Genomic DNA, 21,208 nt, shown 5'->3' with positions numbered 1-21,208 from the left:
TTCAGTTGCCCAGCACCCGTGGCAGCCACAGCACCAGGTCGGGCACAAGGATCAACAGGCCGACGACGATGAGTTGCAGCACGACGAACTGCAACATGCCGAGATAGATGTCGCCCATCGACCAGTTCGGCACGACGCCCTTCAGGAAATAGGCCGACAGCGCCATCGGCGGGGTCAGCCACGAGGTCTGAAGCGTGACCGCGACGAGGATCGAGAACCAGAGGGGATCATAGCCCATCTCGACCATCGTCGGCAGAAAGATCGGCACGATCACCAGTACGATCGGGATCCATTCCAGCGGCGAGCCCAGAACGAACACGATGCCGAGGATGATGAGCAGCATCACCATCGGTGAGAACGGCAGGTGCAACAGGAACTCGGTCAGCAATTCACCGCTTCCGAGCCGCGAGAACACCGCGCCGAAGAAGTTGGCCGAGGCGAGCAGGAACATGATCATCGCGGTCAGCAGAAGCGTGCTGTAGACGCTCTGCCTGAAGGCGTTCCAGTCCAGCTTGCGGTAGACGAGGGCCAGGATCAGCGAGGCCAGCGCGCCGGTGGCGGCCGCGTCGGTGGGCGTGGCTATCCCCGAGATGATGAAACCGAGCGTCGCGGCAATGATCAGGAAGACCGGGATCACGCCCAGCAGCAGTTCCCTGAGCTTTTCGCCCAACGTTGTTTCGGCGATTTCCGCGTCGGTTATGGGCGGTCCCAGCGTGGGGTTGAGATAGCTGCGCAGAAGCGTGTAGAGGATATAGACCGTCGACAGCATCAGCCCCGGCACGATCGCCGCGGAAAACAGGTCCGACACCGGCACGCCGACCACCGGCCCCATCACGATCAGCAGGATCGAGGGAGGGATCAGGATGCCCAGCGTTCCCCCTGCGGCAATGGCGCCTGCCGATATCCGCGTGTCATACCCCGTCCGCTGCATGATCGGCGCGGCCATCACGCCCAGAACCGTGACCGAGGCGCCCACGATCCCGGTTGCGGCGGCAAAGACCGTGGCCACCAGCAGCACCACCAGGTAAAGCGACCCGTTGAGCCGCCCGAGCAGCAGGCGCAGGGCCATGAACATCCGCTCCATCAGCCCGGATTTCTCGAGGATGAAGCCCATGAAGAGAAAGAGCGGGATCGCCGCCATCGTGGTATTGCGCATCAGCGAGAAGAACTGGAACTGCATCAGGTTCACGACCCGGTCGCCCATCCCGACATAGCCGAACAGCAGCGCGATGAAGATGAAGGTGAACGCCATCGGGTAGCCGGTCAGCAGGCCGACAAAGACCAGCCCCAGCGCCACCAGGCCAAGGATCGGTTCGCTCATGCCAGCCCCCCTTCGTCGTCGCGGAACCGTCTGTTCGTGGCGATGTTGTAGAGGCTCTTGATCAGCTCGCTCACCCCCTGGATCATCAGCAGGATCCCGGTGATCGGCATCACCGTCTTCAGCGGATAGATGATCGGCATCATCGGGCTGGTGGGAATCCGCTCGCCCCGCATCCAGGACTTGGCCGCGTATTCCCAAGTGGCCAGGGTAAAGAAATACATCGCCGGAAAGAACAGGCAGATGATGAAAAGCGCGTCGATGGTTCCCTGCCAGCGCGGCGACAACACGTTGAACAGGAAATCGGCGCGCACGTGCGAATCCCGCCCCAGCGTCCAGGCCGCGCCCAGCATGAACATCGCACCATAAAGCATGTAGGTGACGTCATAGGCCCAGGCGGTCGGCCGATTGAACCCGAATCGTGCGACCACCTCCCAGATCAGGGCCATGATCATCGGCAGGATCAGCCAGGCTGCCACCTTGCCGACGATCGTCGCCGGCATGTCCAGCCAATGGGTAATCCGGCGGATGCGGTGTTCTCTCTCGGGGGTCACGACATGACCGCGCAATGGGTCATCGATCGGCGAACCGAGTCTGGCGCATGTGTCACCTCATTCTCCTCCCAGAAATGAGACTTGTTGTCTCATTAACGCCACCTTATGCTTCGATTGCAAGAAAAATCATGTCGCTTCGGGGAGGGGTGCGGATGGACGGGGCCGAATTCGACTATGTCATCGTCGGTGCGGGGTCGGCTGGCTGCGTGCTTGCCAACCGGCTCAGCGAGAACCCGAAGGATCGCGTCCTGCTGCTCGAGGCGGGCGGTCCGGACAGCAATCCGTGGATCCACATCCCGGTGGGCTACTTCAAGACCATGCACAACCCGTCGGTGGACTGGTGCTATCGCACCGAGCCCGATCCCGGGCTCAACGGGCGCGCGCTCGACTGGCCCCGCGGCAAGGTGCTGGGCGGGTCATCCTCGCTGAACGGCCTGCTCTACGTGCGCGGGCAACCGCAGGATTACGACCGCTGGGCCCAGATGGGCAATGCCGGCTGGGGTTGGTCCGATGTGCTGCCGCTCTTCAAACGGTCCGAGGACCAGGAACGCGGCGCCGATGACCTTCATGGGGTGGGCGGGCCACTCTCGGTCTCGAACATGCGCGTGTCCCGCGCCATCTGCGAGGCGTGGATCGAGGCGGCCAAGGCGTATGGCATCCCCTACAACCCCGACATCAACGGGCCCGAGCAGGAGGGCATGACCAATGCCCAGCTGACCATGAAGAACGGCCGCCGCTGTTCGGCCGCCGTGGCCTTCCTGCGCCCGGCGATGAAGCGCGAGAACCTCACCGTGATCACCCGCGCCCAGACCAGCCGGATCGTCCTGACCGAGGGGCGCGTCACCGGCTTGCGCTATCTCGACCCCGACGGAACCGAGCATACAGTCAAGGTGCGCGGCGAAGTGATCCTTTCCGCCGGGGCGATCGGCTCTCCGCAGATCCTGATGCTCTCCGGAATCGGTGACACGCAAACGCTTGCCGGCCACGGGATCGAACCGCGCGTGCATCTGCCCGGCGTCGGCCGGAACCTTCAGGATCACCTTCAGGCGCGACTGGTCTTCAAGTGCAACGAGCCGACCCTGAACGACGAGGTGCGCAGCCTCTTCGGAAAAGCCCGGATCGGGCTGCGCTACGCCCTGTTCCGGCGCGGGCCGATGACCATGGCGGCAAGCTTGGTGATCGGCTTTGCCAGGACACGCGAGGGGCTGGAAACGCCCGACATCCAGTATCATATCCAGCCGTGGTCCGCGGACAGCCCCGGCGAGGGGGTGCATCCCTTTTCCGCCTTCACCGCCTCGGTCTGCCAGCTACGCCCCGAAAGCCGGGGCAACCTGACGCTGCGTTCGGGCGATGTGCGCGACCACCCGGTGATTCGCGCGAACTATCTCGGCACCGAAACCGATTGCCGGACCATTGTTGCCGGTGTCCGCCAGGCACAGGCCATCGCCGCGCAGGCCCCGCTGGCCTCTCGAATCAGCACCCCGCACAGCCCCGGCCCGGGCGACCATGACGATGCCGCACTTTTGGACTGGGTGCGCAACACCTCCACAACGATCTATCACCCCTCGGGAACATGTCGCATGGGGCAAGGCCCTTCGGCGGTTGTCGACTCGCGCCTGAACGTGCATGGAGTGCGCGGCCTGCGTGTCGCCGACTGCTCGATCATGCCCGAAATCGTTTCGGGCAACACCAATGCCCCGGCGATCATGATCGGAGAAAAGGCCAGCGACATGATCCGCGCCGACCGTCGCGCGCGTTAGAGAGGACGACACCAGGGCCGATGGCAGAACAGCTCCCCACGATTTCCGGAAATCTGCGGCTGCTGGTGCTGCTCGAACGCATCTGTGCCAGCGAAACGCCCGTAACGGCCGCCGACGTGATGGCGGAAATGGACCTGCCGAAACCCACGGCCCACCGGCTGCTCTCGACGCTCGAGACCGAAGGATTCATCCGCCGGAATGCCGACGGGCGCGGCTATATCTCGGGGCTTCGCATGCAGCGGCTTGCCGCCGGCATGGTCGCCACGATGCGCCATCGCGCGGCTGTGTCGCTGGTGCTGCGCGACCTGTCCGAAGAGATCGGCGAAACCTGCAACATCGCGCAGCGCGACGGAGATGCGGTTGTCTATATCGACCGGGTCGAAACCAAGTGGCCGCTGCAGATCGCGCTGCCGGTCGGGAGTCGCATACCGCTGCATTGCTCGGCGGCCGGCAAGGTTTGGCTGGCCAGTCTCGACGACGACCAGTTGCGCCCGCTGCTGACCTGTTCCGACCTGGAGCGGCGCGCGCCCAACACCATCACCGACCCCGAACGCCTGCTGGACGAGCTGCGCCTGACCCGCGCACGCGGCTGGGGCGAGGACAACGAAGAGGCGATCGAGGGCATGGTGGCGCTCGCCGTGCCGATCACCGACGGGCAGGGGCGCCTCTACGCGACGCTCTCCTTCCATGCGCCGAAACTGCGCATGACGCTCGACCGGGCGCGCGGGCACCTGCACTTGCTGCAAAGACGCGCCAGTGAGATTTCGCACCTCTTCCTGCAAGGCAGCGCAACATGACGCCTCGCGTTACCTTCGAAAGGCGGTCACGCGATCCGGGCCGCCCGGGAATATGCGCCATCGTGCCTCAGGTCTGGTCGGCGCGGTCATTGTTCCGCCGCGCAAGGAAAACCGTGGTGACTAGGGCGATCAACGCCAGCACGAGCCCAACGGGATAGTTGAGCAGCTTTGTCGGGTCGCCGTTGAGCAATGCCAGCGTCTGGCTGAGCGAAACTTCGAGGCGTGGCCCGAGAAAGAAGGCAATGATGAAAACGACGACGGAGATGCCAAGCGTCGTCATCACGTAGGCAAGCGCGGCGAAGGCCAGCATCACGGCGATGCCGAAGAGCCCGCCCGAGGTCAGGTAAACCCCGACAAAGCACATGAGAAGCGCTGATGCGAATATGAAGCTCTCGGGCGCCGAAACGACCCGCACCCAGAAGCGCAGACCGAACTGCCCGATGATGAGATTGCCGAGATTGGCCAGAAGCATGGCGCCAAAGAGGCCATAGATCAGGCGGCCCTGGGTGTCGAACAGGAAGGGGCCGGGCTGTATGCCGTGGATCATGAAGGCACTGATGATGAGCGCGGCGCCGACAGAGCCGGGAATGCCGAGCGTGAGAAGCGGGATCATGTTTGCCCCCATGACCGCGCTGTTGGCCGATTCGGTGGCGGCGATGCCGTGGATATTGCCCTTGCCAAAGCTGGACGGGTCCCTGGATGCTTGCTTTGTCGTGGCGTATGACATGAAAGCGGCCGCCGTTGAGCCGATGCCGGGAAGCGCCCCGAGCAACGTGCCGATCACGGCGCCGCGGGCGAGCGTGAAGCGGCACGCCCAGTATTCGTGCCAGCTTACCATGCTGTCTTCGCGCGGCTGGCCCCGTGGCAGCCGGACCGCCGGGTTCACCTCGCGCCGACTTTCGCTCAGCCGGCGCAGAAGCTCGGATATCGCGAGCATCCCGATGGCGATGGCCGGAAGCGGGATCCCGTCGTAAAGCTCGAACTGGCCGAAATAGAGCCGCGGCGTGCCATGCTCGGGGTCGGTGCCGACCATGGCGGCCAGCAACCCGAGCGCGATGGCAATGATGCCCTTGACGAGCGAACGCCCCATGAGCCCCGAGATCACGGCAAAGGCCAGCAACATCAGGCCGAACACCTCGACTGGCCCCATGCGCAGCGCCAGCAGCGCCAGCGGTGCCGACACGGTTATGAGGACGATGTCGGAAAACGTGTCGCCGGTGACAGAGGAATAGAGCGCCATTTTCGTGGCTTTGAGCGGCTTGCCTTGGCGGGCAAGCGGGTGGCCGTCAAGGGCTGTTGCGGCCGCGTCGGGCGTGCCGGGCGTGTTGAGAAGAACCGCCGGGATGGCCCCGCCGACAAGCCCGCCCTTGTTGACGCCGACAAGAAAGCCGATCCCCGCGAGCGGGTCCATCCCGAAGGTGAAGGGGATCGCGATCGCCATCGCCATGATCGGGCCGATGCCGGGCACGGCGCCGACGAATTGTCCGACGAACACCCCCGCGAAGACGAAAAACAGGTTGGCCGGTGTGAACGCATCGCCGAGACCGGCGAGAATGATCGCGAGTTCAGGCATGTATCGGCCTCATGGCAGGGTGCGTTCGAGCACGATGGTGATCACGACCCAGATGACAGCGGGCATGACGGCGCTGCCGAGCCCCAGCCAGAGCCAGCGCCGCTCGTAGGCAAGCCACATCACGGCAAATGCCAACGGCGACGCCGCATAGACAAAGCCGACCACGCCCATGAGCCAAAGCCCGAGCGCCAGCACCCCGGCAAAGAGCGCCGCGCGCAGCCAGTTGAACGTGGAGGGCCGTGCATCGCCAACCGGCTTGACCATGAGCGCGACGCCGCAAAGACCGAGCACGACCGCAAGGGCAAGCGGCAACGTGCGCGGTTTGAGCCAGCCATAATCGGCGGTTTCAACCTGCCAGGGGATGACCCAGAGATAGAGGACCACCCCGAGCAGGATGAAAAACCCGCCGGTTACCCTGTCGGTCAGCATCAGCCGTGCGCTTCCAGATCAGTTTGCAAAGAGCGCGCCGACATTCGTGACGCCATCTCGCATCATTTGCTCGGTGCCTTCCGGTCCCATGTTCTCGATCGGGGACTTGAGCGTGTTTTGCACCACTTCCTTCACCGCGTCGCTTTCAAGGGCCTCGGCAAGCGCCGCGGTGAGCGCCTCGCGTGCCTCGCTGGGGGTTCCTGCGGTGGTCGCGAAAAAGAAGACCGGATCGACATAGATGTCATAGCCCTGCTCTTGCAGCGTGGGCGTGTCGGGCGCGTAGTTGTGCCGGCTGTTGTTCATCGAGGCGAGCATCTTGATATCGCCAGCTTCGAGGAACGGAAGATGTTCGCCGGCCTCGAATGCCGCGATCGCCTGTCCGCCCAGCGCAAGCTTCGCATTCTCTGCGCCGCCCTTGGTCGACATGAACTGGAACTCGGCTCCCGACTGCTCCATGACAAAGCGCATGGCAAGCTCTTGCGGCTTGGCGTCGAAGGCGATGGGCGCATCGTTTGACTTGGCATATTCCACGAGCCCCGCCACGTCATCGAAGGGGGCGTCCGAGCGGGCGATGAGCGCCAGCTGCGCGCGTGCCGCAGTGCCCAGATAGTCGAAGCTGTCGAGGTCGAACTTGAGTTGATCGGGGCGATTCACGAGGTTGACGAGGATCGGCATGCTCACACCAAGCCCGATGACAGTGCCGTCGGCCGGGCGATTGGCGATGCCGGTGAACATGGCGATGCCGCCGCCGCCGGGCTTGTTCTCGGCAATCACGTTCCAGCCGGTTTGCTCTTTCATGGTCTGTGCCACGATCCTGCCGATGGTGTCGGTCGAGCCGCCGGCGCCAAAGCCGATCTGCAGCGATACGTTGCCCTCCGGCTCCCATTCCGCCTGTGCGGTGCCGGCCAGCACAACCAGCGAGACGGCGGCAAGTGCCTTGATTTTCTTTGCGATATTCATGTCTTCCTCCCGTTCAGTCGACATTCCCCAAGTGGATTGTCGTTTGTCGACAAGGTCGTCTGATTCTGCCGATTGATCAAGGGTATACTGCGACGGGCGGTTCTCGTCGCTGCCGGCCCGGGCGTGATCCTTCCGGCAAGCCGCGTCGCCATATCCACCGTCAGGAGCGCCGGTTTCCCGCGCCCTCACGGTATGGCCGGGGGAACGGCAGCACGGCCGACGATCTCGTGCTTTCGGTCATGACAGGTCTGCCGGATGCAGCTTCGGGCTTGACGTATTGCCGCGATGTAAATACGTAAAAGCGTAATAACGTAGCAGCGGGCGATGATCAATGGAGACATCTACGGATCTGGTCGAGCGGCTTGCCGCCCTTGAGGCCCGTGTCGGGCGGCTCGAAGCGCCGCGCCCGGTCACGGGCGAGACCGTGCTCGATCGCCTGCGGACCGAAGCGCCCGAGGGCAGCGGCGTGGCCTTCGCGGGCAGTCTTGCGCTTCCGGGCGGTCGGCGGGTCGAGTGGCAGATGGGTCATCCGGCGAGCGGGCTGCTTGATGCGGATTGGAGTGATATCGCGCCCGCGCTGGCCGCGCTCGGCCACCCGGTGCGGTTGCGGTTGCTGAATGCGGTGCTGGCCGGGACGCGGGAAACGGCGGCGCTGGTGCGCACCTTGGGCGATGGCACCACCGGGCAGTTGCACCACCACCTGCGCGAGCTTACCGCGACGGGCTGGCTCCGGGCCGAGCGTCGCGGATGCTATGACGTTCCCGCCGATCGCGTCGTGCCGCTTCTTGTTGCCATCGCCGCCGCGGGCGGTCCGCAGACCGGACGGGAGGGCGCATGAGAGCCGAGAACTTCCGCTGCGACCTTTCGATCCGCTTCGATCCCTGGGGCTTTGCCGATGATCCGGCGCTGGAGGTGCTGCTGCCGCTGCCTTGCGATGACGGCTACCAGCGGGTCCGCGACCTGCGCGCGCCCGAAGGCGCCCATATCGAGGACATGCACGGGCATCGCCGCCTGGTCCGGCTCCGGCATGGCGAAGCCGTCGAGATCTCGGCCCGGATCGAGACCCGCCGGCTGCGTCCGGGCGATCACCTCGACCTGCCGCCTCCGGGGCCCGCGGACCGCTCGCTCGGGCCGATGACCGCACCCGACGCGGCGCTGCGCGCGCTGGCCGAGGACAGCGTGAGCGGTATCGAGGGGGCAAAGGCCTGCATCGCCGCGCTCGCCCATGCGACGGCAGACGCGCTGCGCTATCGCTATCCCAAGGACGCCCGCGGCGCCGCCCTGTCATACGCGCGCGGCTGGGGCGATTGCGGCGAATATGCCTTCGTCTTCGTCGCCCTGTGCCATGCCATCGGCATCCCCGCGCGCCCGGTCTTCGGGCTGATCACCGCCCCCTGGATGCAGACCCCGCACGCCTGGGCCGAGGCCTGGGACGGCGCGGGCTGGTGCCCGGTCGATCCGAACTTCGTGCGCGAGGGCGCCTATTTCGGCCCGCTTCTGGAAACGGCGCGCGGCGCAGCTGCTCATGTCGGCAGACTTGATCCCTATCGCGTCGTGTTCTCGCGGCACACCGCGATCCCCTGGCCTTCCGGCGCGGTTGCTCGGCCGGGCGATGTATCGGGCCTGACCCTGACCTGCGAGGGGCTTGGCGCGGTCGCGATCTGGCACGAGACCCCGCGCTGGCAGGGGGCGCCGGTGGTGCCCTTCCTGCAACTGCCCTGGCCCGCGATCCGCCGACCGGCCAGGGCCACCCCTCTGCGCTGGCTGCGCCGCCAGCGCGCCTGGCGGGTCCGTGTGAAGGCGCCGTCGCGGCGGCTCCCGCGCAGGCCGCTGGCCTGCGCCGATGTCGTGGCGCTGCACCCGATCAAGGGCGCGACCGCCGTTTTGCTGGCTTCGGGCCTCGCCTCCGGCGTGCCCGTGCTGGCCCCGATGGTCGAGGCCGGCGTGTGGATCTGGGTCGCCGCCTTCAGCGTGGGCCTGCTGCGTAACCTGCGCCTGATGCGGCTGCGCTCGGCCCTGTGGTTGAAGACCGAGGCTGCCCTGCGCAAGCGGACCGCAACCGCACTGGCAAGGTGGAACGTGGCCGAAGGATCCGGTTGACCTGCCCTTGTGCCATGGCCCGGCAAGCGCGAGCGGCGCACCTCATCCCTGGCCGGTCGGGCGGCCAGCTGGGTTCGAGGGGCGACGCGAGCCGTTCGGCCGGCGCAGCGGCCAAGAGCGTCTGCGCTGTCCGAACTGATCGCGATAGGCGGCGGGGGTCATTCCACTGTACCGCTTGAACACGCGTCGGAAGAAGCCCACGTCGCAGTAGCCGACCGAAAGGCTCACCTGTTCGATCGAGGCGGCGCCCTCCTCGAGCAATGCGCGGGCTGCCGCGACGCGCAGCATCTGGGTGTAGCTACCTGGCCGCGAGCCGGTGGCGGCCTTGAACCGGCGGACGAGGTTGCGGCGGCTCATCCCGACGAGTTCGGCGAGTTCGTCCGTGGGCACGTCGCGGCGGAAATGCGCGCTGAGGTGATCTTCCGCCTTGCGCACCTGCGCGTCGCAGTGCGGCTTGGAAAGCGGCAGGATCGCGTAGCCGGACTGGCTGGGTCGCGGCATGTCGAGCAACAGGGCGCGCGCCGCCTCGACCGCGACGCGGTGGCCGCAGAAACGCTCCACGAGATAGAGGCCGAGGTCGGACGCGGCGTTCACCCCGCCGCTGCAGAACAGACCGGAATCCTCGGTAATGAGAAGATCGGTGCGCCAGTGGACCCGCGGGTAGCGGGTGCGGAAGGTCTCCGCCACGCCCCAATGCGTCGTGGCCCGACGCCCGTCGAGGAGCCCTGCCTCGGCCAGAAACGCCACGCCGGAGCATACGCCCGCAATGAGTGTGCCGTCGTCGTATCTCTTGCGCAGCCACGGCAGGAGCCCCGCGTGGCGCGTCATCCATTCCGCGGGCATCGGTCCAGAGGCGGAGACCATGACGATATCGACAGGCCCCAGATCTGCGAGCGCGCAATCCGGCGCGATACGAAGGCCATAGGCGCTTTCGACCGGCCGGCCGTCTATGGACGCCGTCGAGACCCGAAACAACGGCTCGGGCTGCGCGCCACGCATCTCGTTCCACATCGCGCCGGCCGATGCGAACACCTCCAGCGGACCGATGGCGGTCGATGCGTAGCCTTCGTTGACGAGGATGATCGCAACCTCGAGCTTGTCGATGTCGTCCGCCATGCCCCTCCACCCGCTGCGCGCCCGCAGTGTGGCGCAAACCGGCCGATTTTTCCAGCGGCGGCACAGCGCATGGCCTGTTTGCCATCGCGATATGGCAGGATCACCGGCTTTCGGGGTGACAGGGCCTTCTCCAGACTGATCGTATCGAAGGAACGCAAAGGAGGAAGAAATGGATCTCTACATTATCCGCCGTCATGGCGTCTGGGCCAACCAGGCGGAACTCGAGAAAACCACCCAAGCATCCCTGCATGTGGGCGAACAGATGAAGGACCGGCTGCGCTGGATCCGCAGCTATGTCGTGACCGAGGAAGACGGTCGGATGGGCTCGCTCTGCGTCTACGAGGCATCCGATCCCGATGCCATCCGCGAACATGGCCGACGCATCGGTGCCCCGAGCGACGATTTCCAGGTGGTGCGTGGCACCGCACTGAAACGGGACGATCCGCAACCTGTCACGCGGGTCTGAATGCGAGAGGACAGTCCGGCCCGCCGGTATCGGCCGGCGGGCCGGAAACACGTGTTTCCTGGCGCCTGAGACGCGCCACAAGCAGGTGGTTCGCCAGCTTGCGCCGCGTCAGGTCAAGCCATGCATCAAGCGTCGGAAGAACCGCGCGACGCTTGCCGAAGCCATCGTCGGGGCGCGCTCGTGAGCTCTTGTCACGCCCAGGGTTTCTTTCCATGACAGTCGAACATTCCGGGACGCCGTTGAACTATGCGCGGTTTCCCGCGTGTGTCATTGCCGGATGATCCCGGAACCGGCGTGCGGGATCAACGCGACCGATCTTCCTGCGGACCGCGTTCAGGAAAGAGTTGGAAAAACGATTTCACGGGTTTAGTCTCGTTCGTACTGGACAAGCGGGTGCAGGCGATCGCACCCCGTCTTGGTCGGGCTGGGCCGGAGTGATCCGGCTCGCCTCAAACATGCGGGGCATGCCCCTTGCCGGGTCTTTCGGGTCGGGTGGGCGTCCTCGCGTAAATCGTCACAACAAGGGAGTGCACTCCGATATGAAACTCAAACTTTTCGCGGCGGCCGCCGCAACGCTGGTGGCCACCGGCCATGTACAAGCGCAGGACCAGGAATTCGTCTCGATCGGCACCGGCGGTATCACCGGTGTCTACTATCCCGCGGGTGGCGCCATCTGCCGCCTCGTCAACAGGGATCGGCAGGACCACGGCATCCGCTGTTCGGTCGAGTCGACGGGTGGATCGATCTACAATATCAACACGATCCGCTCGGGCGACCTGGAATTCGGCGTGGCACAGTCCGACTGGCAGTATCACGCCTATAACGGGACCTCGAGTTTCGAGGACGATGGCCCGTTCGAGGATCTGCGCGCGGTCTTTTCCCTTCACCCCGAGCCGGTGACGATCCTCGCCCGCGCCGACAGCGGCATCGTGAACATCACCGACATTCCCGGCACGCGCTTCAATATCGGCAACCCGGGGTCGGGCACGCTTGGCACATGGGAAGTGATCGAGGAAGCCATGGGCTGGAGCCGTGACGACCTTTCGCTGGCCGCGCAGATGAAATCGGCCGAAACCAGCGATGCGCTGTGCGACGACCAGATCGACGGCTATTTCTGGCTGGTGGGGCACCCTTCGGCGCTGACCGAGGAGACCGTGGCAAAATGCGACGCGAAACTGGTCTCGGCCGAGGCGCCCGAGATCGACAAGCTGGTCGAGGACAACCCCTATTACCGTGTCGCAACCATCCCCGGCGGCATGTATCCGGGCAACCCCGATGACGTCACCACCTTTGGCGTCGGCGCGACCTTCGTGACCTCGGCCGAGGTTTCGGACGAAGCGGTCTACCAGGTGGCCAAGGCGGTGCTGGGCAATCTCGATGATTTCCGCAAGCTGCACCCGGCCTTTGCCAACCTCGAAGCCGAGGAAATGATCAGCGACAGCCTGTCGGCCCCGCTGCATCCCGGTGCGGTCAAGGCGTACAAGGAACTCGGCCTCATGGAATGATGAGGGCGCGGGCGCGGGGGTTTCGGCCCCCGCGCCTTTTGGTTCGGCAACCATGCCAACAAGGGGCGCGCAAAACGCCCGGGTTGTCCGAGCGACCGGAAATTGACCGGGACAGGGGGTAAAGGAATGGCCAAAGAGAACCAAAACGGCCCGGGTGGTGTGACCGACGCGGCGGCCCTTGTCGCCGATCTCGACGTGGGCGCGCGCAACCCGACCGGCTGGCAGGGCAGGCTGATCGCCGCCGTGGCGCTGATCTGGGCCTTCGGGCAGGTGCTCAACGCTTCGCCGCTGCCGGCGCTGGTGGCCGGATGGACCGGGCAGAACTGGATCTACATCACGTCGGACGTGCAGCGCGTGCTGCACCTTGCGTTCGGGTTGACGCTGGCGACGCTGGCCTACCCGATGTTTCGCAGCGCGCCGCGCGACCGCCTCCCCTGGTATGACTGGTTGCTGCTCGCGGCGGGACTTTATGCCACGCTCTATCTTCTGTGGAACCAGGACGCGATTTCCGGTCGCCCGGGGCTCTGGACGCGGGGTGACGTCGTGGCCTCGGCCATCGGCCTCTCGGCGGTTCTGCTGGCGACCTATCGTGCGCTGGGCCTGCCTATGGTGATCGTGGCCGGCATTTTCGTGCTATACGTTTTTTTCGGAGACTCCGGTTTCTTTCCCGACGCGATGCAATGGAAGGGCGCATCCTTTGCAAAGGCGATGGGCCATTTCTGGATGCAGAGCGAGGGTGTCTTCGGCATCGCGCTTGGCGTTTCGGCCTCGATGGTGTTCCTGTTCGTGCTGTTCGGCTCGCTGCTGGACAAGGCGGGGGCGGGCAACTACTTCATCAAGCTGGCCTTCGCCCTCATGGGCCATCTCAAGGGCGGTCCGGCCAAGGCGTCCGTCGTGGCCTCGGCGGCGACCGGGCTTATCTCGGGGTCATCCATTGCCAACACCGTGACCACCGGCACGTTCACCATCCCGCTGATGAAGCGCGTGGGCTTCCCGGCGGAGAAGGCCGGCGCGGTCGAGGTGGCCTCCTCGACCAACGGGCAGCTCACCCCGCCGGTGATGGGTGCCGCGGCCTTCCTGATGGTCGAATATGTCGGCATTTCCTATCTCGAAGTGGTCAAGCACGCCTTTCTCCCGGCCGTGATCTCCTACATCGCGCTGGTCTATATCGTGCATCTCGAAGCCGCGAAAATGGGTCTCGAAGGGCTGCCGCGCAGCGGACCGGCGCGCAGCCTCGCGCAGAGGCTGGCCAGATTCATGCTTGGGGTCGCCGTGTTCTGCGCGCTCTGCCTGATCATCTATTACGGTCTCGGCTGGCTCAAGCCGCTGTTGGGCGCGTGGTCCCTGCCGGGCATGGCGGCGCTTTTCCTGGTGGCTTATCTCGGGCTTGTGCGCTGGGCCGCGCAAACCCCCGATCTCGAGGTCGATGACCCCAACGCCCCCTTCATCGAACTGCCCGAAGCGGGCCCGGTCGCGCGCACCGGTGCCTATTTCGCCCTGCCGGTGATCGTGCTGATCTGGAACCTGATGATCGAACGGCTCTCGCCGGGGCTCGCGGCCTTCTGGGCGACGCTCGCGATGATCTTCATCATGCTGACCCAGCACCCGCTCAAGGCGATGTTCCGCGATGGCACGCCCACCCACTGGTCGCGCGGCTGGGGCGAGTTCATCGACGGCATGATCGCGGGCTCGCGCAACATGATCGGCATCGCCGTGGCCACCGGCACCGCGGGCATCATCGTCGGCACGGTGAGCCTGACCGGCGCGCACCAGGTGATCGGCGAATTCATCGAGGTGATCTCGGGCGGCAACCTGCTCTTGATGCTGATCTTCGTGGCGCTGTTCAGCCTCGTGCTGGGGATGGGCCTGCCCACGACGGCCACCTATATCGTGATCACCTCGCTGATGGCGCCGGTGATCGTGACGGTGGGGGCGCAATCGGGCCTGATCGTGCCGCTCATCGCGGTGCACATGTTCGTCTTCTACTTCGGCATCATCGCCGACGACACGCCGCCCGTGGGCCTTGCCGCCTTTGCCGCGGCGGCGATTTCAAAGGGTGATCCGATCCGCACCGGTGTCATCGGCTTTTCCTATGATATCCGCACCGCGATCCTGCCGTTTCTCTTCATCTTCAACACCGAGCTTCTGCTCATTGATGTCGGTCCGCTGAAGGCGGTCTTCGTCTTCATCGTCGCACTCATCGCGATGCTGCTCTTCGCGGCGGCGACACAGCGATGGTTCATCACCCGGTCGCGAATCTGGGAAAGCGTGGCGCTCCTGCTCATCGCCTTCACGCTGTTCCGGCCGGGTTTCTGGCTCGACATGGTCGAAGACCCTTACGTGCATGTCGAACCTGCCCGGCTGGTCGAGATGGCCGACGAGGCGCCGGATGACGCACAGCTTCGGGTGCGACTCGAGGGCGAGGATTTCTCCACCGGGCAGATCAAGGCGACGACGGTTGCACTCGATCTGGGGTCTCGATCCGACGGGGACGGCGCGGCACGCCTGCAAACCAATGCCGGCATTGCCTTCCGGACCGAGGAAGACGGCCGTGTCTATGTCGATAACCTCGATTTCGGCGGTGACCTGCAAGAGCAGGGCATCGACTTCGACTGGGAGGTCATCACCGTCGAGGAAGAGGCCGACCGGATGCCCAAGGAGGTGTTCTACATCCCGGCGCTGCTTCTGCTGGGATTGATCATCTGGTTGCAGACGGGCCGCGCGCGCCAGGGCGCCGCCGCCATGGCGTGAAAGGAGCGTTGCGATGAAAAAGGTTCTTCTGGCCATTGATCTGGCCCATCAGGAAGGGTGGGACGCGTCCATCGAACACGCGGTGATGCTGTCGCGGACGCTGGGGGCGGAGTTGCATGTGCTGACCGTGATTCCCGATTACGGCATGGCAATCGTCGGCTCCTATTTCCCCAAGGACTATTCCGAGACCGCGATCAAGGAAACCGAGGCCGCGCTCGATACCTTCATAGCCGAACATTTCCCCCACGAGGTCGCGCCCGTCCCGCATGTGCGCCATGGCACGATCTACAAGGAAATCACCGGCGTCGCCGATCACCTTGGCGTGGACATGATCGTGATGGCCTCGCACCGGCCCGAGATGAAAGATTACCTTCTCGGCCCCAACGCCGCGCGGGTGGTGCGCCACGCGCGCCAATCGGTGACGGTGATCCGCTAGGGCATGTTGCGCTTGAATGGGATTCGGCCGACGCCCAACGAAAGGGCAGCGCCCGACCCGGGGTGGGTGCTGCCCGGGCTGCAAGCAGCACGGACGGAGTGAATTCGATTGAGTGAAACCCGACAGGGTAAAAGAAAAGGACCAACCCCCATGTCACACGTCTTTCCGCGTCATGCCCGCGCCACGTTGCCCCGCGCCGTGGCGGGTGATGGCTGTTACCTCATCGACAGCGACGGCAAGCGCTATTTCGATGGCTCCTGCGGTGCCGCGGTCTCCTGTCTCGGCCATTCCGATGCGGGGGTGCGCGCGGCGGTCAAGACCCAGATCGATCAACTGGCCTTTGCCCACACCGGGTTCTTCACCTCCGACCCGGCCGAGGAACTGGCCGACATGCTGGCCGCCCGCGCGCCCGAGGGGCTGAACCGCGTATATTTCGTATCGGGCGGCTCCGAGGCGGTCGAGGCGGCGCTGAAGCTCGCCCGGCAATATTTCGTCGAGAAGGGCGAGCCGGACCGGCGCCACATCATCGCCCGGCGGCAAAGCTATCACGGCAACACGCTTGGCGCGCTGGCGGCGGGGGGCAACGAATGGCGCCGCGCGCCGTTTGCGCCGCTGCTGATCGACACGCATCTGGTCTCTCCCTGCTATGATTACCGTGACCGCGCGACCGGCGAGAGCCCCGAGGATTACGGCGCGCGCCTTGCCGCCGAGCTCGAAGCGCGGATCGAGGCGCTGGGCCCGGAAAACGTGATGTGCTTCATAGCCGAAACCGTGGGCGGGGCCACCGCCGGGGCGCTCACCCCGCCGCCGGGCTATTTCAGGCGCGTGCGCGAGATCTGCGATCGGCATGGCGTCTTGCTGATCCTCGACGAGGTGATGTGCGGGATGGGGCGCACCGGCACCCTCTTTGCCTGCGAGCAGGAGGGGATCGCCCCCGACATCGTCACCATCGCCAAGGGGCTGGGCGCGGGCTATCAGCCGATCGGCGCGATGATGTGCCAGGACCGGATCTATGACGCAATCCGCGATGGTTCGGGCTTCTTCCAGCACGGGCATACCTATCTGGGGCACGCCACGGCGGCGGCGGCGGGTGTTGCGGTGCTCAAGGCGTTCGACGAGCGCGATCTCATCGCCAATGTGCGCGACAAGGGCGCGAAACTGCGCGCCGCGCTCGATGCCGAATTCGGCCAGCACCCGCATGTCGGTGACATCCGGGGGCGGGGGCTTTTCCTCGGGGTCGAGTTCGTCGAGGAGCGCGCCACCAGGGCGCCGTTCGATCCGTCGCGCAGCGTCGCCGGGCAGCTCAAGGCGGCGGCCATGGCCGAGGGGCTGATCTGCTACCCGATGTCGGGCACGATCGACGGGCGACAGGGCGATCACGTGTTGCTGGCACCGCCCTTCATCATGGACGACGCACAGGTGGACGAGGTGGTGACCCGGCTGTCGCGTGCGGTGAAAACGGTGATCGGCTGAGCGTGCGGCGGGTTAACTGAATGGTTCGTTAACAAATGCCGCAGTGCGGCGGTGCACGCGTGTCAGCCGGGGCGCAGCCGGAGATCACCCCCCAGGGTCGGTGTGCGAAAAATCCGGTTAACCTGCGGCCTCGCCCGCATCCTGTCGCCTCAAGGGGGCCCGGCTGCGCGCGTTGCCGGCCTCGGTTGTCTTGCGTAAAAGCCTGAGAAAACTGGCTTTTTCGTCCTCGTCCAGCCCCGAAAGAATGTCGTTCTGAAGCGCGCGGACATGCGGGGTCACCCTTTGAAAGACGGCCTCTCCCTCGGCCGTGATCGTCAGCGCCCGCGCGCGGCGATCACGCGACGATTGGCTGCGAAGGATCAATCCCTTGCCCGTCAACCGGTCCACGACACCACCTATTGTGGCCTTGTCATAGGCAATCGCCCCGGCCAGCGTTGCCTGGTCAATCCCCGGAACATCGCGAATCGACGACAACGCCGCATACTGCACCGGCGTCAACTCGACCCCGATCTCGCTCATCCGTTCGGAAAAGACCGCCATTGATATCTGGTTCAGACGGCGGATCAAGTGCCCGGCCATGCTATGGATTTCGTTCACGCCCAACTCCGATTACATTGCTGGAAGATTAGCCTTTGATAAGCATACATGCAAATTTGACGAATGGGATTGTAGTATGTATGCATACTAAAAATCAGGGTGAGGAGGAACCGCCATGTCGCCGCAACTGGGAACGCTGGAAGATCTGCCCGAGGATTACCGCGCGGATATGCAAAAGGCCGGGGTCGCGCCCCTGTGGCCGATGATGCGCAACGTGTTGCCGCACGGTGCGCCCAAGCCGCAGACCGCGGCCGGGTATTGGAATTACGAGAAGATCCGCCCGCTTCTCATCCGTGCGGGCGAATTGACCCCGGTGGAAAAGGCCGAACGCCGGGTTCTCGTTCTCTCCGATCCCGGGCGCGGCGTGGGGGCGATGCAGGCCACGGCCTCGATCTATCTGGGGCTTCAGCTGCTTCTGCCGGGGGAAACCGCGCCAGCACATGTGCACACTCCTTCGGCAGTGCGGATCATCGTCGAGGGCAAAGGTGGCTTTACTGTCGTTGATGGCGAGAAACTTCCCATGGAGGAAGGCGATCTCGTGCTCACTCCCGGCGGAGAATGGCATGATCATGGGCATGAGGGCGAAGAGCCGGTTGTCTGGCTCGATGCGCTTGATCTTCCGCTCTTCTACTATCTTGAAGGCTCTTACGCCAAGGAGGGACCGTTGCAGGCCCAACGCAACCGCCCGGATGCCAGCCAGGTGGAATATCTTTCGGCCGGGCTCGCGCCGACACGGAAACCCGGGGCAGGGGTACGGCGCTATCCGATGATGCGCTACCCTTGGACGCGCACCGAGGGGGCGCTGCGCGAGTTGGCGGCTTATGGCGGGGACGAGATCGCGGAGCTTGATTATGTGAATCCCGAGACCGGTGCAGACATCCTCCCAACCATGGGGTTTACGGCCATGATGCTCCCGGCGGGGTCGAAACACGAGCCGCCATTGCGATCCTCTTCGGCGGCCTTTCACGTCATCAAGGGCCGTGGCAAGACGCGGATCAACGGTGAGACTTTCGAGTGGGGGCCGAAAGACACGTTCAGTGTGCCGGTCTTTGCCGAAATCACCCACGATGCGGACGAGGAATCCTTTCTCGTGCGCGTTCATGACCGACCGCTCCAGGACAAGCTGGGATATTACGAGGAACGCAGCCGATGACCGACTATCTGTTCGACGCCCCCGAGGTGTTTTCCATTCCCGTGAAGGGTGAAAGCGCGGAATACCCGGTGCGGCGCATCTTTTGCGTGGGACGCAACTATGCCGCCCATGCCGCCGAGATGGGGGCCGAGGTCGACCGCGAATCGCCGTGGTATTTCACCAAGTCGGTGGCGCACGCGGCGCACTCGGGCGCGGTGCAGCCCTATCCGCCGGGCACCGAGAATTTCCATTACGAGATGGAATTGGCCATTGCGATCGGCAAGCCGGTCTTTCGCGCGACACGCAACGAAGCGACTGCGGCAATCTATGCCTATGGCTGTGCGCTCGACATGACGCGACGTGACCGGCAACAGGACGGCAAGGACAAACGCCGGCCCTGGGACCTGGGCAAGGATGTCGAAGGCTCGGCCGTGCTGGCGCCAATGACCCGGGCCGAGGATTTCGGCAAGGTGGCGGATCAGCGTATTCATCTGGAAGTGAATGGCGAGATCAAACAGGACGCGACGCTGGCCGAACTGGTCTGGAGTTGCGAGGAAGTTGTGGAACACCTCTCGCGTTTCTATCACCTTGCACCCGGTGACGTGATCATGACGGGCACGCCGGCCGGTGTGGGCGCCGTGGTCGCCGGTGACCGGATCACGGGCGGGATAGACGGGCTTGACCCGATCGGATTGTCGCTGACTGACCCGGAATAAGGCCGGAAAGCAAGAGGCAGCAGGTTTCACCGGACAACCCGAACCGGGCCCGGGGCGAGGGGGATGTATCATGACGCAAGACAGAATCCTGATCGCGGGGGGCGGGATCGGCGGCATGGCCACCGCCAGCGGTCTGGCCCAGAAGGGAGTCCGGTCGGTCGTTCTGGAGAAATCGCCGGAACTTGGCGAAATCGGGGCGGGCATTCAACTTGGCCCCAACGCGTTCCACGCCTTTGATTACCTTGGCGTGGGTGATGCGGCCCGCGATATGGCGGTCTATATCGACAATCTGCGCCTCATGGACGCGATGAGCGGGCACGAGATCACACGCATTCCGCTGGGTGACGCGTTCCGAAAGCGGTTTGGCAACCCTTACGCGGTCGTTCACCGTGGCGATCTCTATGGTGTGTTCCTGCGGGCCGCCCGTGCGCATGACCTGGTGGAGTTGCGCAGTGGGGCCGAGGTGATCGACTACGACCAGGACGCAGGCAGCGTGACCGCGATCCTTGTCGATGGCGAGCGGGTCAAGGGGCGCGCGCTGATCGGGGCGGATGGGCTTTGGTCGAATATCCGGAAACGGGTGATCGGCGATGGCGCGCCGCGGGTCAGCGGGCATACGACCTATCGTTCGGTCATCCCGACCGGGGACATGCCCGAGGATCTGCGCTGGAACGCGGCGACGCTCTGGGCCGGGCCGAAATGCCATATCGTGCATTACCCGCTTTCGGGGTGGAAGCTCTTCAACCTTGTCGTGACCTATCACAACGACGCGGCCGAGCCGGTTGCAGGCAAACCGGTCGGCCATGACGAGGTGCGCAAGGGATTCGAGCATGTTGCGCCCGTTGCCCGCCAGATCATCGACAAGGGCAAGGACTGGCGGCTTTGGGTGCTGTGCGACCGCGATCCGGCGTTGAACTGGGTCGACGGGCGGGTGGCCCTGTTGGGCGACGCGGCGCATCCGCAATTGCAATACATGGCGCAAGGCGCCTGCATGGCGATGGAGGATGCCGTATGTCTTGCCGCGCAGGTTGAGGGCCGGTTCGATGATATCGGGGCCGTATTGCAGGATTACCAGGCCAAGCGTCGGCTGCGTACCGCCCGAATCCAGCTTCAAAGCCGGGAGCTTGGCAACCATGTCTATCATCCCGCTGGCGCCCATGCGGAATTGCGCAACGCGGTAATGCGGGCGCGCGGACCCGAGGAATGGTATGACGAGATTGCGTGGCTCTACGGCACCACGGGACTCGATGGTGCGGTGAGCCGAGAGACCATGCCGGGGCAATGAGAACTGCATCACATTTGGCAATGGTGAGCAGGCATTTCGGGCAATGTGCTGAAAAGGGCGATTACCCGCGGTGGATTGGTCGTTTGCGCGCCAAATGATTGCGCCGCGACTTCAGCACGGAACCGGATGTTGATCTTTATCGAAAACTGACCGCCAATCTGCTTTCCATCTCGCCTTTCAACCAGACATCCCACGCATAACCCGACCAGGAGAACGCTTTCGAGAGGGCAAGTGGCGGAG

At 64.7% G+C, this 21,208-nt stretch carries 20 protein-coding genes; 12 read left to right on the top strand and 8 right to left on the bottom strand.

What is annotated here, in order from left to right:
* Position 1: 1 nt before the first annotated feature.
* Both ACESL9_RS02250 and ACESL9_RS02245 read right to left on the bottom strand, forming a co-directional pair.
* The gene (locus ACESL9_RS02250) at positions 2-1,321 is read right to left on the bottom strand and encodes a TRAP transporter large permease subunit (RefSeq protein WP_372674454.1); all 1,320 of its coding nucleotides are present in this window, start codon (positions 1,319-1,321) and stop codon (positions 2-4) included.
* Positions 1,318-1,872 carry a TRAP transporter small permease subunit gene (locus tag ACESL9_RS02245; RefSeq protein ID WP_372613794.1) on the bottom strand — a complete coding sequence of 185 codons (555 nt, stop codon included), beginning with the start codon at positions 1,870-1,872 and terminating at the stop codon, positions 1,318-1,320. The genes ACESL9_RS02250 and ACESL9_RS02245 overlap by 4 nt, the downstream gene beginning before the upstream one ends.
* A gap of 128 nt (positions 1,873-2,000) precedes the next feature.
* Here ACESL9_RS02245 and ACESL9_RS02240 point away from each other — a divergent pair, with 128 nt between their 5' ends.
* Both ACESL9_RS02240 and ACESL9_RS02235 read left to right on the top strand, forming a co-directional pair.
* Positions 2,001-3,632, top strand: a complete 1,632-nt coding sequence (locus ACESL9_RS02240) for a GMC family oxidoreductase (protein WP_372674452.1) — start codon at positions 2,001-2,003, stop codon at positions 3,630-3,632.
* Positions 3,633-3,652: 20 nt separating this feature from the next.
* Positions 3,653-4,429: an IclR family transcriptional regulator gene (locus ACESL9_RS02235; RefSeq protein WP_372613790.1), complete on the top strand. Its 777-nt coding sequence runs from the start codon at positions 3,653-3,655 to the stop codon at positions 4,427-4,429.
* A gap of 67 nt (positions 4,430-4,496) precedes the next feature.
* Here the strand turns inward: ACESL9_RS02235 and ACESL9_RS02230 are convergent, their stop codons facing one another.
* The 3 genes from ACESL9_RS02230 to ACESL9_RS02220 are packed head-to-tail and all read right to left on the bottom strand — an operon-like array spanning position 4,497 to position 7,391.
* Complete coding sequence (locus tag ACESL9_RS02230; RefSeq protein ID WP_372613788.1) at positions 4,497-6,002, bottom strand: tripartite tricarboxylate transporter permease; 1,506 nt, start codon at positions 6,000-6,002, stop codon at positions 4,497-4,499.
* Positions 6,003-6,011: 9 nt separating this feature from the next.
* Positions 6,012-6,431: a tripartite tricarboxylate transporter TctB family protein gene (locus ACESL9_RS02225; RefSeq protein WP_372613786.1), complete on the bottom strand. Its 420-nt coding sequence runs from the start codon at positions 6,429-6,431 to the stop codon at positions 6,012-6,014.
* A gap of 18 nt (positions 6,432-6,449) precedes the next feature.
* Positions 6,450-7,391: a tripartite tricarboxylate transporter substrate binding protein gene (locus ACESL9_RS02220; protein WP_372613784.1), complete on the bottom strand. Its 942-nt coding sequence runs from the start codon at positions 7,389-7,391 to the stop codon at positions 6,450-6,452.
* 331 nt (positions 7,392-7,722) lie between these two features.
* Here ACESL9_RS02220 and ACESL9_RS02215 point away from each other — a divergent pair, with 331 nt between their 5' ends.
* The gene (locus ACESL9_RS02215; RefSeq protein ID WP_372613782.1) at positions 7,723-8,229 is read left to right on the top strand and encodes an ArsR/SmtB family transcription factor; all 507 of its coding nucleotides are present in this window, start codon (positions 7,723-7,725) and stop codon (positions 8,227-8,229) included.
* Entirely contained in the window at positions 8,226-9,491 is a 1,266-nt protein-coding gene (locus ACESL9_RS02210; protein ID WP_372613780.1) for a transglutaminase-like domain-containing protein, read from the top strand. The genes ACESL9_RS02215 and ACESL9_RS02210 overlap by 4 nt, the downstream gene beginning before the upstream one ends.
* A gap of 42 nt (positions 9,492-9,533) precedes the next feature.
* On the opposite strand, the gene ACESL9_RS02205 is transcribed toward ACESL9_RS02210, so the two are convergent.
* The gene (locus ACESL9_RS02205) at positions 9,534-10,607 is read right to left on the bottom strand and encodes a GlxA family transcriptional regulator (protein ID WP_372674451.1); all 1,074 of its coding nucleotides are present in this window, start codon (positions 10,605-10,607) and stop codon (positions 9,534-9,536) included.
* Between the two features lie 169 nt (positions 10,608-10,776).
* Here ACESL9_RS02205 and ACESL9_RS02200 point away from each other — a divergent pair, with 169 nt between their 5' ends.
* From ACESL9_RS02200 to ACESL9_RS02180, 5 genes are all read left to right on the top strand, one after another.
* The gene (locus tag ACESL9_RS02200; RefSeq protein WP_372613775.1) at positions 10,777-11,073 is read left to right on the top strand and encodes a nickel-binding protein; all 297 of its coding nucleotides are present in this window, start codon (positions 10,777-10,779) and stop codon (positions 11,071-11,073) included.
* 539 nt (positions 11,074-11,612) lie between these two features.
* On the top strand, positions 11,613-12,578 hold the full coding sequence (locus ACESL9_RS02195) for a TAXI family TRAP transporter solute-binding subunit (RefSeq protein ID WP_372613773.1): 966 nt from the start codon (positions 11,613-11,615) through the stop codon (positions 12,576-12,578).
* A gap of 126 nt (positions 12,579-12,704) precedes the next feature.
* Positions 12,705-15,329 carry a TRAP transporter permease gene (locus tag ACESL9_RS02190; protein WP_372613771.1) on the top strand — a complete coding sequence of 875 codons (2,625 nt, stop codon included), beginning with the start codon at positions 12,705-12,707 and terminating at the stop codon, positions 15,327-15,329.
* A 13-nt stretch (positions 15,330-15,342) separates the two neighbouring features.
* Positions 15,343-15,765, top strand: a complete 423-nt coding sequence (locus tag ACESL9_RS02185) for a universal stress protein (protein WP_372613769.1) — start codon at positions 15,343-15,345, stop codon at positions 15,763-15,765.
* A 150-nt stretch (positions 15,766-15,915) separates the two neighbouring features.
* Positions 15,916-17,238, top strand: coding sequence for an aspartate aminotransferase family protein (locus tag ACESL9_RS02180; RefSeq protein WP_372613767.1), 1,323 nt, complete (start codon positions 15,916-15,918; stop codon positions 17,236-17,238).
* Between the two features lie 117 nt (positions 17,239-17,355).
* On the opposite strand, the gene ACESL9_RS02175 is transcribed toward ACESL9_RS02180, so the two are convergent.
* Positions 17,356-17,835, bottom strand: coding sequence for a MarR family winged helix-turn-helix transcriptional regulator (locus ACESL9_RS02175; RefSeq protein ID WP_372674450.1), 480 nt, complete (start codon positions 17,833-17,835; stop codon positions 17,356-17,358).
* A gap of 115 nt (positions 17,836-17,950) precedes the next feature.
* Here ACESL9_RS02175 and ACESL9_RS02170 point away from each other — a divergent pair, with 115 nt between their 5' ends.
* From ACESL9_RS02170 to ACESL9_RS02160, 3 genes are all read left to right on the top strand, one after another.
* A complete protein-coding gene (locus tag ACESL9_RS02170; protein WP_372613763.1) occupies positions 17,951-18,988 on the top strand; it encodes a cupin domain-containing protein in 1,038 nt (345 codons plus the stop codon).
* Positions 18,985-19,683, top strand: coding sequence for a fumarylacetoacetate hydrolase family protein (locus ACESL9_RS02165; RefSeq protein WP_372613761.1), 699 nt, complete (start codon positions 18,985-18,987; stop codon positions 19,681-19,683). The genes ACESL9_RS02170 and ACESL9_RS02165 overlap by 4 nt, the downstream gene beginning before the upstream one ends.
* A gap of 70 nt (positions 19,684-19,753) precedes the next feature.
* Complete coding sequence (locus ACESL9_RS02160; protein WP_372613759.1) at positions 19,754-20,968, top strand: 3-hydroxybenzoate 6-monooxygenase; 1,215 nt, start codon at positions 19,754-19,756, stop codon at positions 20,966-20,968.
* Positions 20,969-20,976: 8 nt separating this feature from the next.
* On the opposite strand, the gene ACESL9_RS02155 is transcribed toward ACESL9_RS02160, so the two are convergent.
* A partial coding sequence (locus ACESL9_RS02155) for a hypothetical protein (protein ID WP_372674449.1) occupies positions 20,977-21,208 on the bottom strand: 232 nt, incomplete at its 5' end.

Source organism: Aquicoccus sp. (assembly GCF_041686535.1).
Lineage (GTDB): Bacteria > Pseudomonadota > Alphaproteobacteria > Rhodobacterales > Rhodobacteraceae > Aquicoccus.
The sequence above is the reverse complement of the archived record's forward strand: the minus strand, read 5'-3'. Positions and strand labels throughout refer to the sequence as shown.

Coding starts and splice junctions, on each gene's coding strand:
- ACESL9_RS02210 (WP_372613780.1), top strand. CDS start 8,226: ATGAGAGCCGAGAACTTCCGCTGCGACCTTTCGATCCGCTTCGATCCC.
- ACESL9_RS02170 (WP_372613763.1), top strand. CDS start 17,951: ATGTCGCCGCAACTGGGAACGCTGGAAGATCTGCCCGAGGATTACCGC.
- ACESL9_RS02220 (WP_372613784.1), bottom strand. CDS start 7,391: ATGAATATCGCAAAGAAAATCAAGGCACTTGCCGCCGTCTCGCTGGTT.
- ACESL9_RS02195 (WP_372613773.1), top strand. CDS start 11,613: ATGAAACTCAAACTTTTCGCGGCGGCCGCCGCAACGCTGGTGGCCACC.
- ACESL9_RS02250 (WP_372674454.1), bottom strand. CDS start 1,321: ATGAGCGAACCGATCCTTGGCCTGGTGGCGCTGGGGCTGGTCTTTGTC.
- ACESL9_RS02205 (WP_372674451.1), bottom strand. CDS start 10,607: ATGGCGGACGACATCGACAAGCTCGAGGTTGCGATCATCCTCGTCAAC.
- ACESL9_RS02225 (WP_372613786.1), bottom strand. CDS start 6,431: ATGCTGACCGACAGGGTAACCGGCGGGTTTTTCATCCTGCTCGGGGTG.
- ACESL9_RS02235 (WP_372613790.1), top strand. CDS start 3,653: ATGGCAGAACAGCTCCCCACGATTTCCGGAAATCTGCGGCTGCTGGTG.
- ACESL9_RS02190 (WP_372613771.1), top strand. CDS start 12,705: ATGGCCAAAGAGAACCAAAACGGCCCGGGTGGTGTGACCGACGCGGCG.
- ACESL9_RS02180 (WP_372613767.1), top strand. CDS start 15,916: ATGTCACACGTCTTTCCGCGTCATGCCCGCGCCACGTTGCCCCGCGCC.
- ACESL9_RS02185 (WP_372613769.1), top strand. CDS start 15,343: ATGAAAAAGGTTCTTCTGGCCATTGATCTGGCCCATCAGGAAGGGTGG.
- ACESL9_RS02160 (WP_372613759.1), top strand. CDS start 19,754: ATGACGCAAGACAGAATCCTGATCGCGGGGGGCGGGATCGGCGGCATG.
- ACESL9_RS02215 (WP_372613782.1), top strand. CDS start 7,723: ATGGAGACATCTACGGATCTGGTCGAGCGGCTTGCCGCCCTTGAGGCC.
- ACESL9_RS02240 (WP_372674452.1), top strand. CDS start 2,001: ATGTCGCTTCGGGGAGGGGTGCGGATGGACGGGGCCGAATTCGACTAT.
- ACESL9_RS02165 (WP_372613761.1), top strand. CDS start 18,985: ATGACCGACTATCTGTTCGACGCCCCCGAGGTGTTTTCCATTCCCGTG.
- ACESL9_RS02200 (WP_372613775.1), top strand. CDS start 10,777: ATGGATCTCTACATTATCCGCCGTCATGGCGTCTGGGCCAACCAGGCG.
- ACESL9_RS02230 (WP_372613788.1), bottom strand. CDS start 6,002: ATGCCTGAACTCGCGATCATTCTCGCCGGTCTCGGCGATGCGTTCACA.